This is a genomic window from Staphylococcus equorum (assembly GCF_029531845.1).
Lineage (GTDB): Bacteria > Bacillota > Bacilli > Staphylococcales > Staphylococcaceae > Staphylococcus > Staphylococcus equorum_C.
On record NZ_JAMBPV010000013.1, the window covers coordinates 16,556 to 34,051 of the forward strand.

General features: G+C 33.5%; 14 protein-coding genes and 1 pseudogene. 7 read left to right on the top strand and 8 right to left on the bottom strand.

What is annotated here, in order from left to right:
* Positions 1-86: 86 nt before the first annotated feature.
* From M4L39_RS12495 to M4L39_RS12520, 6 genes and pseudogenes are all read right to left on the bottom strand, one after another.
* The gene (locus M4L39_RS12495) at positions 87-1,259 is read right to left on the bottom strand and encodes an MFS transporter (RefSeq protein ID WP_277582305.1); all 1,173 of its coding nucleotides are present in this window, start codon (positions 1,257-1,259) and stop codon (positions 87-89) included.
* A gap of 181 nt (positions 1,260-1,440) precedes the next feature.
* Positions 1,441-1,659, bottom strand: coding sequence for a hypothetical protein (locus M4L39_RS12500; protein WP_431197652.1), 219 nt, complete (start codon positions 1,657-1,659; stop codon positions 1,441-1,443).
* A 34-nt stretch (positions 1,660-1,693) separates the two neighbouring features.
* A pseudogene (locus tag M4L39_RS12505) lies at positions 1,694-1,883 on the bottom strand (IS5/IS1182 family transposase); the annotation flags it as partial.
* A 120-nt stretch (positions 1,884-2,003) separates the two neighbouring features.
* A complete protein-coding gene (locus tag M4L39_RS12510) occupies positions 2,004-2,777 on the bottom strand; it encodes an ABC transporter permease (RefSeq protein ID WP_277582306.1) in 774 nt (257 codons plus the stop codon).
* Positions 2,777-3,427: an ABC transporter ATP-binding protein gene (locus tag M4L39_RS12515; protein ID WP_277582307.1), complete on the bottom strand. Its 651-nt coding sequence runs from the start codon at positions 3,425-3,427 to the stop codon at positions 2,777-2,779. The genes M4L39_RS12510 and M4L39_RS12515 overlap by 1 nt, the downstream gene beginning before the upstream one ends.
* Before the next feature lie 137 nt (positions 3,428-3,564).
* The gene (locus M4L39_RS12520; protein WP_277582308.1) at positions 3,565-4,347 is read right to left on the bottom strand and encodes a CPBP family intramembrane glutamic endopeptidase; all 783 of its coding nucleotides are present in this window, start codon (positions 4,345-4,347) and stop codon (positions 3,565-3,567) included.
* A gap of 190 nt (positions 4,348-4,537) precedes the next feature.
* On the opposite strand from M4L39_RS12520, the gene M4L39_RS12525 reads away from it, so the two are divergent.
* Positions 4,538-6,124 carry an FMN-binding glutamate synthase family protein gene (locus M4L39_RS12525; protein WP_277582309.1) on the top strand — a complete coding sequence of 529 codons (1,587 nt, stop codon included), beginning with the start codon at positions 4,538-4,540 and terminating at the stop codon, positions 6,122-6,124.
* 63 nt (positions 6,125-6,187) lie between these two features.
* On the opposite strand, the gene M4L39_RS12530 is transcribed toward M4L39_RS12525, so the two are convergent.
* Entirely contained in the window at positions 6,188-6,706 is a 519-nt protein-coding gene (locus tag M4L39_RS12530) for a thioredoxin domain-containing protein (RefSeq protein ID WP_277582310.1), read from the bottom strand.
* 207 nt (positions 6,707-6,913) lie between these two features.
* On the opposite strand from M4L39_RS12530, the gene M4L39_RS12535 reads away from it, so the two are divergent.
* From M4L39_RS12535 to M4L39_RS12550, 4 genes are all read left to right on the top strand, one after another.
* Positions 6,914-7,990 (top strand): M42 family metallopeptidase, encoded by a 1,077-nt coding sequence (locus tag M4L39_RS12535; protein ID WP_277582311.1) that lies wholly within the window; start codon positions 6,914-6,916, stop codon positions 7,988-7,990.
* A gap of 260 nt (positions 7,991-8,250) precedes the next feature.
* On the top strand, positions 8,251-9,789 hold the full coding sequence (locus M4L39_RS12540; RefSeq protein WP_277582342.1) for an AbgT family transporter: 1,539 nt from the start codon (positions 8,251-8,253) through the stop codon (positions 9,787-9,789).
* A 418-nt stretch (positions 9,790-10,207) separates the two neighbouring features.
* Positions 10,208-11,737: an exopolyphosphatase gene (gene ppx, locus M4L39_RS12545; protein ID WP_277582343.1), complete on the top strand. Its 1,530-nt coding sequence runs from the start codon at positions 10,208-10,210 to the stop codon at positions 11,735-11,737.
* Positions 11,738-11,804: 67 nt separating this feature from the next.
* Positions 11,805-13,970 carry an RNA degradosome polyphosphate kinase gene (locus M4L39_RS12550; protein ID WP_277582312.1) on the top strand — a complete coding sequence of 722 codons (2,166 nt, stop codon included), beginning with the start codon at positions 11,805-11,807 and terminating at the stop codon, positions 13,968-13,970.
* 101 nt (positions 13,971-14,071) lie between these two features.
* Here the strand turns inward: M4L39_RS12550 and M4L39_RS12555 are convergent, their stop codons facing one another.
* Positions 14,072-14,935 carry a hypothetical protein gene (locus tag M4L39_RS12555; RefSeq protein WP_277582313.1) on the bottom strand — a complete coding sequence of 288 codons (864 nt, stop codon included), beginning with the start codon at positions 14,933-14,935 and terminating at the stop codon, positions 14,072-14,074.
* Between the two features lie 153 nt (positions 14,936-15,088).
* Between M4L39_RS12555 and M4L39_RS12560 the strand changes: the two genes are divergently transcribed.
* Both M4L39_RS12560 and M4L39_RS12565 read left to right on the top strand, forming a co-directional pair.
* Entirely contained in the window at positions 15,089-16,390 is a 1,302-nt protein-coding gene (locus tag M4L39_RS12560; protein ID WP_277582314.1) for a D-serine ammonia-lyase, read from the top strand.
* Between the two features lie 271 nt (positions 16,391-16,661).
* Complete coding sequence (locus M4L39_RS12565; RefSeq protein WP_277582315.1) at positions 16,662-17,477, top strand: ATP phosphoribosyltransferase regulatory subunit; 816 nt, start codon at positions 16,662-16,664, stop codon at positions 17,475-17,477.
* Positions 17,478-17,496 lie beyond the last annotated feature (19 nt).

Consider the following 17,496-nt stretch of genomic DNA (forward strand, 5'->3'; position numbering starts at 1 on the left):
GATCTGAATCTACTTATAAGTAAAACTTATTTATTAATAATTTTTGTATGTCACTCAATTATTTTTGATACTCTGAATTAATTGTTTTAGGCTTTATTATATTTCGCTACATTTTTTAAGCTTATAATCAATATGAGTGCTATTAGAGCGATTGCACCACTAAAGTAAGTCACTGCGAAAACATCTATTTTCGAAACAACTAACCCGCCTATTATGCCGCCTATACCAATACCGGCATTTAAACTCGACATATTCCAACTCATCACTTGACTCGTATCGCCATCTACGTGTTCAATAATACCACTTTGAACTGCTGGATTTGTACTCCACTGCATGATGTTCCAAATAAAGATGACCATTAATAGCAAGCCAGTACCTGGTAAGAAAACATTCAATATTAACATCATAAGAATAAATATAGAAGTCGCAATCGTTAACCAGCGTTTACTTGTTAATTTATCTGATAGTACTCCACCCATTGAAGTTCCTATTACACCTGCAATACCATTAATTAATAATGCTATAGAGACAAATGATAAATCATGTCCACTGGATAACATTAACGGATTAATGTAGATGAATGTAACGGAATTCGCTACTAGTAATAAGAATGTAATCCCTAAATATTTTGTGATTTCTGCAGGTCTTAAGATTTTAGAATAACTGCTTCCACGTTTTTGACTACTTGCGCCTGTTGTAGGTGCTTTAAACTCTGGATCAGGTACATAAAAATACATAAGAACGCCCACGAGTATACTTACAGCCACTATAAATAGAAACGTAAATCTCCAACCAACTAAGTCACCAATAATTGTTCCAATAGGCACACCGAATACGTTAGCACCACTAAAACCTGAATAAACGATACCTATCATTTTCCCACGATGTTGAGGTGCAGTTAATAAAGCAGTTAGTGCTAGTATTTTCACTACAATTAAAGCTGCAGCCGCTGAAGATAAGATACGTCCAAATACTAAAATAGTAAAATCAGGTGCAACTGCAATAATTACGTTCCCTAACATAAACATTACTAATGCCCATAATAAAACTGGTCTTGGTGAAAAACGATTTGTGACTTTAACCAAGATTGGTCCTGCAATAGCAAAGGTAATTGCATATAAAGTTACTAATTGACCAATAATTGCTTCAGAAACACCTAAATCATTACTCATTAAATTCATAATCCCAGCAACCATCATTTCAACCATACCTACGATAAATATGCTTAAAATAAAGGTTGTAATTCGCATAGCTGACATACGTTTCACTCCTTTCTTTTATTGCTTTGTAATTTTTACATAACCACTATATTATAAACCATTCGTCAACAGGTTTGAATAAATTTACTTAGTGTCATCTCTGACTTATTAATATGATTTAACAAGTCACAAAGTACCGCAGTATTCATTAATTAGCTAATAAAATTTAAAATGACAATGATTAAAGAGTCTGGGCATAAATATATCTGACTAATGAAAATACGACAATTTCTATTAAAATAAGATAGAAATTGTCGTTTTCTTTATTAGTATGAAATTTTCCAGCTTGTTGAGCTGCTATTTTCCTTATATTTAAAGCCATTGGTACAAATCTAAGTTCGCGTTTAAATTTATTTATTCCTCGAACCAATATTCGAGTAAAATCCAAAATAGCTTTCATAAATCCAAAAGCTCGTACTACATCAATCTTTCTTTGATTGTGTATACGCATATAGAATAATCTTTAATATCATTTTGGGGTGATAAGATGTAGCACCACGATAATGTTTGAATTCATCGAATTCACTTTTAGGTGTTGTTTCAACGATTTCATTCAAAAATCGTGATATATCATTTATAAGAATTAAAACTGAAGCTTCCAATTGGTAGTGAAAGTTGGGTCATAATATAACCTTTATATAAGGTACCTCGTCATTAAAGTTATGTGATGGTAAATTCATTATACGAAATTGTTTTATTTTTTTGTACTAAAATACATACTTTTAATGATTTTAAATATAAAAATTAACGTTGGTTATCGTGCAAGTGACGTCCTATCAGTTGGTTACGATGGTTAAAGAATTGTTTGTAACTTAAGTATGTAGCAATTAGCGCTGACATAATTGTTGCTGTCGTATGAATAAACACAACCATCAATTGAAATTTCACAGCTTCTAATGGGTCAACACCACCAATAATTAACCCTGTCATCATACCGGGTATAGATACAATGCCATATGTTTTAACAGAATCTATTGTTGGTACGATTGCTGTCTTTACACTTTCACGTATCGTTGTTTTAGAAGAAAGTTTCGGTGTAGCACCTAATGCTAATTTAGCTTCAATCCTACTCATCTCTTTAACAAATTCTCTATCTAAATTCTGATAAGCCAAATTAATAGCAATCAGTCCATTACTCCCAAGCATACCCGCAATCGGAATGACTTCATTAGGCTTGAATTGAATTGCACCTGTTATAATAACACCTGCTAATGGTAATGCAACGCCAATAAATATCGCTGCAAAAGAGATCCAAAACACATGATGCATCACTGGTGAAGCTCTACTTATTGTATTCCAAGAAGCATTAATAATGATAATGAGTACAAATAATAGCAACAACCATTTTTGATTCACATCAAAGATAAAATGCAAAAGATACCCTAAAATAACGAGTTGAACGACAGCCCGCGTTGTTGCAACGAGTAAATCTTTAATAATATGTAATTTTTCTTTATATGAGACAATCATGGGAAATATTAGGAGTAATCCTGTTAACACTAAAGCCGTTGTACTCATTATAAATCCTCCTGCTTGTCAATTTTGCCGTCAACAATTCGGATTCTTTTTTGGAAATGTCTAATACTCTGATTCGTACTATGTGTAATCCATAAAATTGCAACACCTTCAGCGGCAAGCTTAAAAATGAGGTCTTCTACTTTTTCACTATTTTGCGTATCTAGTGCGCTTGTTGCTTCATCTAATAAGAGGATTTGAGGCTTATACATTAATTGTCTAGCAATCGTAATACGCTGCCTTTCCCCACCCGAAAGATGCTCTACACTTGTATTAAAATTATAGTGACCTAGACCGACAGCTTTTAGTAATGTCTTAGCTCTTTTACGGTCAAATTTATCCTCTCGAACTACAGCAGGAAATGCCATATTGTCACCAATTGTAAGATCAAACAAATCACTTTCTTGTAATAAATAACTAATATCCATACGCAATGACTCAGGACTGATTTGTTCATAAGCTTTGCCGTTAAAATATATTTCACCATGCGTCGGACTAATTAAATTATTAAGCAATCGCAACAATGTGCTTTTACCACTTCCAGAAGGCCCTATAATAGCAATTGTATCTCCCTTTTCTATCTTCAAATTGATATTATCGATGATGTATCGATTGCCTATTTTATAAGAAACATTTTTAACTTCTAACATCATCTGACCTCCTTAAATTATAGATTATGCTATATGATTTATTCCCTAAATCACTTATTTTAATAATCTTTTCAACAAGTAGTTAGGTTGTGGCATTTACCTAATGATTTATATCCTACATCAAATTTCATTTACTTTTTTTATCTCATAAAGACGATAGTTATGAATGAAATTAAATTATTTACAGCATGTAACGTTATAGCCAGTGCCAAATTCATACCACTCTTCAAATAAACAAAAGCAATTCCCATCGCGATAATGATATATGATCCTATTTCAAATGGAGATGTGGCGCCAATCACATGAACACCTGCAAAAAGTACAATTGAAAGTACTGTCGCAAAACCATACGTAATTTTTTTGCCTAGTTCATGGATGATTAAGTGCCTAAATAATAGTTCTTCAATAATAGGCGTTAAAATCACAATATCGATAAATAAAAATGGTAACATCCTGTTGTCTGCGAACATTTCCTCTAAGAACATTTGATTTTGTGTTTCATTGAATTGTAATGACTTAGGCAAAAATTCCATTAACCAAGCGTATGCTGAATTTAAGAATAAAATCACTAAATATGTAGCAATAATCATCAATAAATATCGAGGTACTTTTTTAAACCTATTCATTGCAATCGGTATCATTCTATCTTTTCTATGCATTGCATAAAAACTATATATAATTATTATTTCTGCAATCACCGCGCCCATGATTAATATATTTTCATCAGTAACAAACGATTCATTTTTTATGTCAATAATAGAATATATTCCATATATTAAAACGAAAAAAATAAGAGGCACTATATTATTCACGACAATGTATATAGGGAAAAGCCAGAAATCTTTTTTTACAACCTTGTCATTGTTCCATATGTTTTGTTCCTTTTGCTCTTTTTTTATCTCTTGAGTTGACTGTTGAGCCATATGACACCCTCCTTATCATTGTATACAAAGAATATACCATGTTTTAAATTACTTATATACATTTTATAATATATTTATTTGGCATCTATCCTCGGCATTGGTATATTAGTCAACCCTAATTTATAGTAGTTATCATATTGTAAAAAGCATATTTTGTTGTAGTATATATATAAATAGGGAGGGATGTTACATGGCAATTTTGACAATATTACAATTTATCGTAAATATCATCATTGTGCTAATTCTATTAAGTGTATTAATTATTGGGGGATTTTTACTATTTAAAGATAAACACCAAAAGCAACATAGTGTATTACGTAATTACCCATTGCTTGCGCGTGTTCGCTATTTTGGAGAAAAAATTGGCCCTGAACTCCGTCAATATTTATTTTTAGCGGATACGAAAGGTAAACCATTTTCCAGAAATGATTTTACTAACATCGTATTATCTGGAAAATACAATTCTAGAATGACAAGTTTTGGGACACAAGAAGATTATGAAGATGGTTTTTATTTACAAAACACAATGTTTCCATTACAAACATCAGAACTCCACATTGATCAGTCACCTATGATTTCTTCTTTTATCTATAAAATCGATAATGAACGTCTATTCAATCGTGATGAACATGAAGTTCAAGCTGAACTTAATCCTTACTATATATCAGAAGAAAATCGCATCACTTTGGGCGCAGAACTTAAGCATCCATTCAAACCTAAGCGCTTAGTTGGTCAATCTGGCATGAGCTATGGTGCATTAGGTAGTAATGCTATCACTGCACTGTCTAAAGGACTTGCTCAAGCAGGTACTTGGATGAACACAGGTGAAGGGGGATTATCTAAGCACCATCTTTCTGGAGGTGTAGATCTCATCTTTCAAATTGGACCTGGGTTATTTGGGGTACGTGATAAAGCTGGCGTATTTGATATAAACACTTTTCTCGAGTTAGCACATAAAGATAAGATTAGAGCCTTTGAAATCAAACTCGCACAAGGTGCAAAAACACGTGGTGGACATATGCAAGGAAATAAAGTAACTGAAGAAATTGCAACTATACGTAATGTTGAACCATGGAAAACAATCAACTCTCCTAACCGCTTTGATAACATCGATAGTCCAGAAGCTTTACTTAATTGGGTGACTCACCTCAAACAACAAGGTCAAAAACCGGTTGGCTTTAAAATTGTTGTAAGTAAAGTTTCAGAAGTAGAAAAACTTGTACAAACTATGGTTGAGACGAATCAGTATCCAAGCTTCATAACTGTTGATGGCGGTGAGGGTGGCACTGGGGCAACTTTCCAAGAATTACAAGATGGTGTTGGTTTACCTTTATTTACGGCTTTGCCTATTGTAACTTCGTTGCTTGAAAAACATGGCATCCGTGATCGTGTTAAAATCTTCGCATCCGGAAAGCTTATCACACCGGATAAAATCGCAATTGCTTTAGGACTTGGCGCAGACTTAGTAAACGTGGCACGTGGCATGATGATTAGTGTCGGCTGTATTATGAGCCAACAATGTCATATGAATACTTGTCCAGTAGGCGTAGCTACTACAGATCCCAAACTTGAAAAAGGATTGATTATCGATGAGAAAAAATATCGTGTCACTAATTTTGTAACAAGTTTGCATGAGGGCTTATTTAATATAGCAGCTGCAGTCGGTGTGGAATCACCCACAAAGATTTCTAAAGACCACCTCATTATTAAAAATAAAGATGGCGGTGTTCAATCAATACGAGATTATAAACTGAAATTGATTGATCAACATCGATGACATAAATAGAGCTCTATTACTTATAAGCAATTAAACTGCTTTTCAAAGTAATAAAGCTTTTTATTATTGATTTGCTTCATTTATTTGTTGCGTTAGTTTTGTTTCTATAATACTTTGCTCATCTTCTAATGGATTGAACTCAAATTTCTTATCATTTATAAATACTGTTGGTATCCCTTTAATTCCACGACTAACCGCTTCTTCAGTAATCGCTAAAGAGCGTTCATCAGCTTCTTTCTGAGGTACTAAGTTTAATTGTTGTTGCATTTTCTCTTCTATAGTAGCAAAATCAACCGTCCATTCTTTCTGAGTGTCATACAATTTACGTATAATTTCTAGCGTTTCATCAGTATTTTGATAATCTAAATGAATATTTGCAACCGTACCCTTTAACAATCCTTGCTTTGTTTTATCAAAATGTTTAATTACATGTTCTACTTTGCCTTGATCTATCAGTGGTTTGAGTGATTGATCTGCGGCTTTAAAATAATTTTTACAATATGGGCAAGCCAAATTTATAAATGATTCCACTTTAACAGGTGCATTTGTTGAACCTAATGTAAGATGTTTAACTTCTGTCATATAAAATCCCTCCACTTTGTCTATATTTATATTGAAACATGCTTATTCTTTTTATGCACACTTTTAGTCTGAGTATTTTAGTATGAATTCTGCTTTTTGAATAATTTAACGGCATTCCTCATGTTTAACCTCCTCTATAGTCAAAAAGCTATGTAATCGCATACTTCATGTTAAAATAAAGTTATCAATTTTAATGGGAGGCATAATATGAACAATTCAGTGAAATTATTAAAATCTTTAACGGATGTTGATGGTATTGCAGGTCACGAAATGGCAGTTAAATCTTTAATGAACGAATACTTAACACCAGTAAGCGATGAAATCATCGAAGATAATTTAGGTGGTATTTTCGGTAAAAAAGTTGCCGCTAAAAGTAATAAAACATTAATGGTTGCTGGTCACTTAGATGAAATCGGCTTTATGGTAACTAAAATAGATAATGACGGTTTCCTAAAATTCACCCCTATTGGTGGCTGGTGGAATCAAGTCATGCTCTCTCAAAAAGTAACAGTAACTACAGATGATGGTAGAAAAATTAGAGGTATTATCGGTTCAAAACCACCACATGTTTTATCACCAGAAGAACGCAAAAAGAACGTTGATATTAAGGAAATGTTTATTGATATCGGCGTTAAAAGTAAAAAAGAAGCACAACAATTCGGTATCGAATTAGGCAATATGGTAACACCGTATAGTGAATTCGAAGCATTAGCGAATAATAAATACTTAACTGCAAAAGCATTTGATAACCGTTATGGTTGCGCCCTTGCAGTCGATGTATTACAAAAACTTAAGAATGACACTATCGACATAAATCTTGTTTCAGGTGCCAATGTTCAAGAAGAAGTTGGTCTCCGTGGTGCTAAAGTAGCTGCCAACAAAATCAAACCTGACTTAGCTATAGCTGTAGACGTTGCGGTCGCATATGATACGCCAGGAATGTCTGGTCAAGTAAGTGATACAGCAATTGGTAATGGTCCTGTCGTTATTCTAATGGATGGATCTAATATTGGTCATGTTGGTTTTACAAAACATATTAAAGCAGTGGCTAAAAAACATAATATTACGATTCAATTAGACACGACTGCTGGCGGTGGCACAGACGCAGGAAGTATTCACGTTGCAAATGAAGGCACACCAACTGTTGCTATAGGTGTTGCGTTACGTTATATGCATTCCAATGTCTCTGTGTTGCACACAGATGATTACAAAAATTCAGTAGCATTAGTTACAGAAATTGTTAAATCTCTAAATGATGAAGTTGTTGGCCAAATCATTTGGTAATCTAGGAATTAACTTAGTTACAGTCTTCAATAGGTAATAGCTTTATATATGCTTTATGAGAGCGGGGATGGGAAATCGAAATTTGATTTTCTATCCTCGCCTTTTCATGCTTTTTAAATGAATTTTTTAATCTAATACACGAATAGTCATATATGTAATACGTATTTAAATTTAATAAAATATAAAGTTTTCAGAATATTTATTCTATTTTCACGCCTAATTTGTTATACTACCGATAACTTATTGGGGAGGTCGTTATGATGGTTTCGAATACTAAAGATAAGCCAACGCTAATAAATAGATTTTTAAATATTGTAGAAAAAGTTGGAAACAGATTACCTGATCCTAGCATTTTATTTTTCTTAATGTGTGTAGGACTCGCAATTCTTACTTGGGTTATATCATTGTTTCAGATTTCCGTAAAACATCCAGGCACAGGGGATACTATTGTTATCAAAAGTATTTTAAGTAAAGATGGACTGTCGATGATTCTGAATGATGCCATAAAAAACTTTTCAGAATTCCCAGCGTTAGGTCTTGTACTTGCGGTTATGCTTGGTATCGGTGTAGCAGAAAAAACAGGTTACTTTGATAAATTAATGATTCAAGTTGTACATAAGGCACCAAAGAATTTCATCGTACCAGTCATTATTATTATAGGTATCTTAGGCAATGCTGCAGGCGATGCAGCACCGATTGTGTTACCACCATTAGCAGCTATGGTCTTTATTAAATTGGGCTATCACCCTATTGCGGGTTTAGCAATGGCTTACGCATCTGCACTTGGCGGATTCTCTGCAAATGTCATGATTGGTATGTCAGACGCATTACTTTATGCATTTACAAAACCAGCTACAAACATTGTTTCTGATAGTGTCCATGTTAACGTAGCAATGAACTGGTACTTTATTGCAGCAAGTGTCCTTGTCTTACTGCCTTCAGTCTATTGGGTTACTATGCGTTTTGTCATTCCTAGATTAGGTAAATATGATGATGCCAATTCAGATATTCAAGCAGATGATTCTAATACAAAGCTCACACCTCAAGAAAACCGTGCCGTGTTTTGGGCTAATATCAGTTTTTTTGCGATGATTGTATTGCTTATTATCTTAGCCATACCGCAACAAAGTTTTCTGAGAAATGATAACACAGGAAGTTTACTGAATGATGCACCTATCATTAATGGCGTGGGACTTATCATTTTAGTATTGTTCTTAGTTCCTGGATTAGTTTATGGCATTATGATAAAAGAATTTAAAAGTTCTAAAGACTTAGGAAAAATGTTAGCTGATTCAATGTCATCTATGGGTTCCTTTATAGTCATTGTGTTTTTTGCAGCACAGTTACTCGCTTTTTTAGAGTGGAGTAACCTTGGTATTATCGTTGCTGTTAAAGGCGCATCAATTCTTCAAGGCCAAAATGGCGTTGTACTTATCCTAGGTATTATTATATTAAGTGCATTGATTAATTTATTAATTGGAAGTGCCTCTGCCAAATGGGGTATTTTAGCACCTATTTTCATCCCAATGCTTATCATTGTAGGTTTCCATCCAGCATTAACTCAAATGCTGTACAGAATTGGTGACTCTATTAGTAATCCAATAACACCTATGATGCCCTACTTGCCATTGCTATTATCTTATGCACAAAAATATGATAATGACATGAAATTAGGTTCATTATTATCTAGTCTAATGCCCTATACAATTATATTGAGTATTGTGTGGCCACTATTCATGATTGTTTGGTATCTATTAGGTTGGCCGCTTGGTCCAGGCGGCCCCTTACATGTAAAATAAGTTATTAAAAAGAGACAGACGCGAAGGAAATAGTTTCCGTGTCTGTCTCTTTCCTTTCATCACACCAATCTTGGAAATAAGGTTGGGACAATAAATATCTCAGCCTCATTCATAATATTGGCAGTGGCTGACTGAATTGAAAATCCGCTTATACCAAGCTTTTAAAGAACTACTACTTCATTTATGAAGACAAGTAATTCTTATGCAAGAGCTTCAGCTTTTGTATTCATTTTCTAGTCAGCTTTGCCGGGCCAGGTTCATACGATAAAATCTTGTTAGAAACATTAGATTTCTGTCCCACTCCCGAGTAATATTAAAATTATTGCTCACATTTTTTTCTAATTGTTGTAATATAAAAGTAAGAAAAGGGTAAATACAGTACAAGTAAAGTAAAATAACCTCATTTACTTAGGAGGAAATTATGGAACGTATAGGATTAATAGATATTGGTTCAAATACCATTCGACTCGTTATTTTTGAATTTGATCATAAAACAGGATTAAATGAAATATTAAACATCAAAACACCAGCAAGATTAAGCCAATATTTAACTGAAGATTTGGCTATGAATGATGACGGTATTGAAATATTAACTAAAGCATTGCGCAGTTTTAAAAAGGTTGCTGACAAGTTTAATATAGATGAATTACATCCGGTAGCAACTGCAGCCATTAGACAATCCATCAACCAAGATCAGATTATCGAACATATCAAGAAAACACTTAAAATCAACATTAAAATTATTTCAGAACAAGAAGAAGCATTTTATGGTTTTTACGCTATCACTCATACTACTGACGTTAATGACGGCGTGTCTATCGATATTGGTGGCGGTTCTACAGAAGTTACACTCTTTAAAGACAAAAAACTAATAGAATCACATAGTTTTCCATTTGGTGTTGTTACATTATCCCATCGATTCTTTGATGGCAAAGCTCATAATGATAAATCAGCAATTAAACAGATGGAGAAATTTTTAGTTAAACAATTTGAGCAACTTTCTTGGTTAAAAAATCAAGAAATCACCCTAGTTGGTATTGGTGGTTCCGCACGTAACGTCGCGCGCATTCATCAATCTGAACACTCATATCCTATCGGTGGTGTTCACAACTATGCAATGACTGAAGAAAATATTGATGAAGTGTACTCAATCATTAAAAAAAGTTCATATGACGATTTAAAAGATATAGATGGCCTAAGTAGAGATCGTGTAGACATTATCTTGCCCGCAGTAGCTGTCTTCAAATCATTATTTAATAGAATTAATGCGAAGCAATTCACATTTTCTCGAAAAGGGTTGCGTGAAGGTTATGCGATGAAATTAATTTCTGAACGTCACCCTGAAGAATTTAAAAAAGAGAATATTCGTAAAGATGCTTTATACCATTTAGCTAACGAATATCGCATTGAGGAAACAAGTGCAAAACAACGTGTGAAGCTAGCACAAACCTTATTAGAACAATTAATAGCCTTTAAAAAATTAGAAGTAACTCAAAAAGAACATGAACTATTTGCTGAAGGTTCTTTCTTGTACTACTTAGGTAGATTCATTGATGCTGATTCAAGCTCACCCCACACCTATTATATTATCGCAAATTCAATGATTGATGGTTTTCCTCATGAAGATCGAGTGAAACTCGCCTTACTTGCTAGTTTTAAAAATAAGTCTTTATTGAAATTCTTTAGTCATGAAACAAAGTGGTTGCGTGGTAAAGAATTAGATAATATACAATCCCTAGGTGGCATTATCAAATTTGTTAATGCGCTTAATGTGTCTCATACGAATTCAGTTAAGCAAGTAGAATTACAACAAAATGATGATGGTTACACCTTATATGTATACTACAACGGTGAACCTATCGCTGAAGAATATCAATCCTTGAGACAGAAAAAGCATATTGAAAAAATCTTAAAAGATGACCTTTCTATCATCTTTACAAAATCTTAAAATTTATATGATAAGTTATACGTAGCAAAATACAATATTCAGACTACAACGAGGTGTAATTAGAGTTATGCATAGAAATTTGGGAGCAAAAGATTTGAACTTACCACAATACTATAATAATAGAGAACTAAGTTGGTTAGATTTTAACTATCGCGTATTACAAGAAGCAAGTGATAAAAACAATCCATTGCTTGAACAACTTAATTTTGTTTCGATATTTAGTTCGAATTTAGATGAGTTCTTTATGGTACGAGTAGCTGGTTTACAAGATCAAGTCAAAATGGGTTATGACAAACCGGAAAATAAAGCCCAATTAACACCAAAACAACAACTTAACCAAATCAATATCAAAAACAAACAAAACGTCGACTTACAATATAAGCGTTATAACGAATTGGTAGAGGTTTTACGTCAACACAAAGTTGAAATTGTTCAACCGGATGAATTACCTGAATCGTTATTATCTCAATTACAATCAGAATTCAAAACTGGTATTTTACCAACGTTAACTCCATTAGGGATAGATGCCTATCATCCTTTCCCAAAACTAAATAATAAAAGCCTGAATATCTTTGTTGATATAGATACTGAAGATGCGATCAACTCTGCAATTGTTCAAATACCTTCTTTAATACCAAGGTTTTATTCATTAAATAAAGGTGATAAACAATATATTATTATGGTAGAGGACATCATCACATATTTTATTAATGACTTATTTAGCGGATATGAAGTACTAAATACTTTTACCTTTAGAATTACTAGAAATGCTGATTTGACTATACATGAAGACGGTGCGGAAGACTTACTTATTGAAATCGAAAGGTTCTTAAAGGAACGTAAACGTGGTACTGCCGTACGTTTAGAAGTGGATGGTCGATTCGCCACGCATGAAGATATTGTGTGGATTATGAACCAAGTTGAAGTACATGATGATGAAGTTTATTTTTTAGACGGCCCCTTAGATTTAACGATGCTATCTAATTTAGTTGATCACTTATCTAATAAATTGAAACACTTAAAATACAAAAAATACGTGCCACAAACGCCACAATCTTTAGGTAATAATAATGTGTTTGATTTGTCGTTGAAAAAAGATATATTCTTCCATCATCCTTTCGAATCGTTTGAACCTATTGTCGACTTCATACGCGAAGCCGCTGAAGATCCAGATACAATTGCAATAAAACAAACGCTTTATCGTGTAAGTAAAGATTCTCCAATTATTAATAGCTTGAAAACTGCTGCTGAAAATGGGAAACAAGTTACCGTACTCGTTGAATTGAAAGCACGTTTTGATGAAGAAAATAATGTGCATTGGGCAAGAATGTTAGAAGATGCTGGCTGTCATGTTATTTATGGTATGACTCATTTAAAAACGCATAGTAAAATTGCGCTTGTAGTTAAACGTATCAATAATAAACTCACTTCGTTTATTCATTTAGGAACTGGAAACTATAATGATAAAACTGCTAAATTATATACGGATATGGGATTAATTACTACAAACGATGCAATTGCTGAAGATGCACTAAACTTTTTCAATTATCTTAGTGGTTATTCAGTCAAACCTGTTTACAACAAACTCATCGTTGCACCATTTGATATCAGAGACGTCTTCTTAGCTCGCATTGACAATGAAATTCAAACACATCACAAACATGGTAACGGTAATATTATAATGAAGATGAACTCTTTAACAGATAAAGATATTATTCTTAAATTATTTGAAGCGTCTTGCGCAGGTGTTAAGGTTCAACTTATTATTCGTGGTATTTGTTGTCTTAAACCAGGCATCCCGGGTATTAGTGAAAATATAGAAGTTGTAAGCATCGTAGGTCGCTTTTTAGAACATTCACGTATTTACTATTTCCATAATAATGGAGATGAAAAAATCTATTTATCTTCTGCAGATGCCATGACGCGTAACATGATTAAACGTGTAGAAATCTTATTTCCTGTTGAAGACAAAGTAATTGCCAAACGTTTATTAGATTATATGAACCTTCAGTTATCTGATAATCAAAAAGGACGTTTTCAAGACTCACATGGACGCTATCATTACATCAAAAATAACTTGTCACCATTAAATTCTCAAGCTTATTTGATGAAGGAAGCGGTGAATTATGGTCAACAACTTCAAGATGAAGCATCCCAACCACAACCTCATATTGTATCAGCCAATTCGCCTCAAGGTTGGTTCTCTAAAATACGGAGCACATTCAAAAAATAATCTAATACATTAAATAAAGCGCTGAATACTCACTTTCAAATGGAGCATTCAGCGCTATTTATTGTGCCCTTTTTCCATACAATATTACTCACCATTATATATTAATAGTGATTCCATACATATTTATAAAGTTTAGACATCACCCACTTGTGTATCGGAGCTTGTGATAATAAATATAACCCCCAAGGCAATGCGGGTTCATAATGATTTAAACCAATCACACATCTGTAACTTGATTCTGATGTCCTAAATTCGAGCATTGCATCTTTTTCTCCTTTTCTGCTTACTAGTAAACCACCTGTTACTTTTAAAATGAACTTGGTTGGTGAGCTGTATGCTTTTTCCATTTTTATTAATGGATATGGAAGGAACTTCAAGCTAATTTCAAAGCGTTGCTCTGTTTGCTTTATTCGAATCCATCCTAAACTACATTCTTTTAAATACTGCTCATACATGTCAACAAGTTGTATGGCATTGATTTCTTTTGTAAGTAACATATGTTGAAAGGAATAGACTTTTTTATATTTATTTTGCATACATCTCGAACATTTACTTATCCTATTTATAATTTTAGATGCTGACATATCGATTACTTTGACGTTTTGTGAATCAAATATGTTCTCAAAATGATTATTATACTTTTTTTCCACGTTCAATATGTGAATTTTCTTGTCATTACGAGAAGGTAAGGCGTGCAATATATTTTCAATAGCCCATACATGCATACTATGCGAATGTCCTTGTAGATATGCATTGGGAAGCGCCGTTTTATTAGTTATATATATAATATGATGCATTTGTTTTAAAGTATGTTGCAATGCATAAGTTTGGAACACATTTGTTGCCATAAAAACACTATTCAGATGCGCAATATTGTTATTCGTATAGACTTCATGATGCTTTTGTAATTTTTTAATTACTTGATTACCTAAATGACAATTCGCACCAAATATAAACACTTTCATTGTTATCGCTCCTATTTACGCTCTAGTTGATAATTGATTTGATATTTTTTAAAAACGACAGACCAAATGATATCATTCGTATTATTCGCATTTTAACACACTATTTTTGCTATAATTAATAAATGAAGGATTTCGTATTATAGGAGGATTTTTATGCTTGAATTAGAAAAATTAAAACAAACCTTCCCTTTAATTAATGATATGCAACAATACAAACCTATCTTTTGGGAAAATCCAAAGTTCCGTCAAGTTGAAACGCTCCCTTTTTCAATAGCAGATATTGAAGATGCAGCATTACGTCTCGAACGGTTTAGCGGTTATATACGTAAAGTATTTCCTGAAACAGAAAAAGACCATGGGTTAATTGAATCACCATTAAAACCCATACCTTTTATGCACAACCATCTTGCTCAAACAGAACAATATGGAGCTAACGGGAAATTATGGCTTAAATGTGATAGTCATCTTGCTATCTCAGGTTCTATCAAAGCCCGAGGTGGTATTTATGAAGTACTTAAACTGGCTGAAACGATAGCAATGGAGCATGGTGGCCTCAAATGGACAGATGATTATAGTATTCTAGATGACTCCTATTATAAATCATTGTTCAGTAATTATAATGTCTCAGTGGGCTCTACTGGCAACTTAGGTTTAAGTATAGGTATCATGAGTGCCAAGCTTGGTTTCAGCGTTACTGTGCACATGTCTAGTGATGCCCGTCAATGGAAAAAAGACTTGCTGCGTGCGCGTGGTGTAGAAGTCGTGGAACATCAATCTGATTATCAATTTGCAGTTGCTGAAGGTAGAAAAAGTGCAGAAAATGATGCATCCTGTCATTTTGTTGATGATGAAGGTTCCGCTGATTTATTCTTAGGCTATACTGTAGCTGCATTACGCCTAAAAACGCAATTAGATAGTCAAAATATTCAAGTAGATGCTGACCACCCACTTTTCGTCTATTTACCATGTGGCGTTGGTGGTGGTCCTGGTGGTGTTGCTTTTGGATTAAAAACAGTCTTGGGTGAACATGTTTATTGCGTTTTTGCCGAACCGACACATGCACCCTGTATGTTACTAGGTATGATGACACAATTGCATGATGAAATTTCAGTCACTGATATTGGGTTAGACGGTCGTACAGATGCAGATGGTCTTGCTGTGTCGCGCCCTTCCCGTTTAGTCGGTCAAATCATGAACACACTTTTATATGGCGCATTTACAGTTGATGATAAACAAATGTATCGTTACTTATATATATTAAGTGAGAAAGAAGATATCTTTATCGAACCATCTGCCGCTTCTGGTTTTGCTGGCATTGCTGAAGCTACAAAACACGCTAAAAACAAAGCTATTCATATAGAAAATGCCAACCACATCGTGTGGGCTACTGGTGGAAACATGGTGCCAAAAGACGAAATGATGAAATATGTGGCTTATGGTCAAAGTTTAATTTAATATGTTGAATTGTCAGTAACTGACTGATGTTTAGTCAGCCTATTAGGAGCGAGACAGAAATCTAATTTCAATTTTTGATTTCTGTCTCGCTCCTTTTTAATAACTTTTTCATATTTCTTTAATATGCAGTTTTTAGATACATAGTTTAAATCAAATCACTATTTTCTGAATATTTATTGAATTTAAAAAATAACTATGTTAAAGTATTCTTTATCAATCCACTTTAGTTCGGTAGAGTAACAAAGTAAAAAAGACAAAGGATGGTCATATTATGAATACAACGACACTTATTAACAACAAAGAATTTGAATTAGCCTTTTTAAAACATTTTCAGCAAGCTGAATTCAAACTCGTAGATTTCAGTTTTATCGAATCACTGTCATGGCAAACACTTACAACAGACGATTTGCAACAAATGACTGAGCGCAGTTTCTGGCAACATGACCATCATATCTTTGCATTACGCAATGATTTTACCGATCAATTATTACGTTATTACAGTAATTATCCACCACAATATCAAAGTGTTGCTTACACTGGCCCTATTGTTCGTGATAATGAAGTTTATACTCAACTAGGTATCGAACATTACAATCCAACAATTACAGACATGCAAAACGACTTCACCACTTTTTATGACTACATCAAAACAACATTAAATGATGATATTGATTTTGTGATTTTAGGTCATTATCAACTGATAGATTTACTTTTATCGCCTAAAGAACAAACCGAAGATGTATTGAAACTCATACAGGAACGCAATATTTCAGAACTTACATCTCAATTAGGTATAGCGCATCCCGTTGTTCAACTACTCACTACCAAGACAACAGAACAACTTGATTTATTAAGTCAGCTATTTCCACATGATCATCGAACAATACAGGCATTACGCCGATGGGAACAGTGGTTTAAATCTCAAGATATTACTGATATTCACTTAGATATCACGCCACAACCACCACGTTCTTATTACAAAGGTGCTTTTATGAGATGTCATCTTAAAAATAATAAATCACAACAACTTACAGGTGGTTTTTACAAAGGTGAATTAGAAGGCTTTGGACTTGGATTTATACTTTAAATAAAAGGGAGAGAAGATC

Bases quoted from the DNA above. Each gene is read 5' to 3' on its own strand.
- M4L39_RS12555 (WP_277582313.1), bottom strand. From the start codon at position 14,935: ATGAAAGTGTTTATATTTGGTGCGAATTGTCATTTAGGTAATCAAGTA.
- M4L39_RS12540 (WP_277582342.1), top strand. From the start codon at position 8,251: ATGGTTTCGAATACTAAAGATAAGCCAACGCTAATAAATAGATTTTTA.
- M4L39_RS12515 (WP_277582307.1), bottom strand. From the start codon at position 3,427: ATGATGTTAGAAGTTAAAAATGTTTCTTATAAAATAGGCAATCGATAC.
- M4L39_RS12500 (WP_431197652.1), bottom strand. From the start codon at position 1,659: ATGAAAGCTATTTTGGATTTTACTCGAATATTGGTTCGAGGAATAAAT.
- M4L39_RS12550 (WP_277582312.1), top strand. From the start codon at position 11,805: ATGCATAGAAATTTGGGAGCAAAAGATTTGAACTTACCACAATACTAT.
- M4L39_RS12520 (WP_277582308.1), bottom strand. From the start codon at position 4,347: ATGGCTCAACAGTCAACTCAAGAGATAAAAAAAGAGCAAAAGGAACAA.
- M4L39_RS12510 (WP_277582306.1), bottom strand. From the start codon at position 2,777: ATGAGTACAACGGCTTTAGTGTTAACAGGATTACTCCTAATATTTCCC.
- M4L39_RS12525 (WP_277582309.1), top strand. From the start codon at position 4,538: ATGGCAATTTTGACAATATTACAATTTATCGTAAATATCATCATTGTG.
- M4L39_RS12535 (WP_277582311.1), top strand. From the start codon at position 6,914: ATGAACAATTCAGTGAAATTATTAAAATCTTTAACGGATGTTGATGGT.
- M4L39_RS12495 (WP_277582305.1), bottom strand. From the start codon at position 1,259: ATGTCAGCTATGCGAATTACAACCTTTATTTTAAGCATATTTATCGTA.
- M4L39_RS12530 (WP_277582310.1), bottom strand. From the start codon at position 6,706: ATGACAGAAGTTAAACATCTTACATTAGGTTCAACAAATGCACCTGTT.
- M4L39_RS12565 (WP_277582315.1), top strand. From the start codon at position 16,662: ATGAATACAACGACACTTATTAACAACAAAGAATTTGAATTAGCCTTT.
- M4L39_RS12560 (WP_277582314.1), top strand. From the start codon at position 15,089: ATGCTTGAATTAGAAAAATTAAAACAAACCTTCCCTTTAATTAATGAT.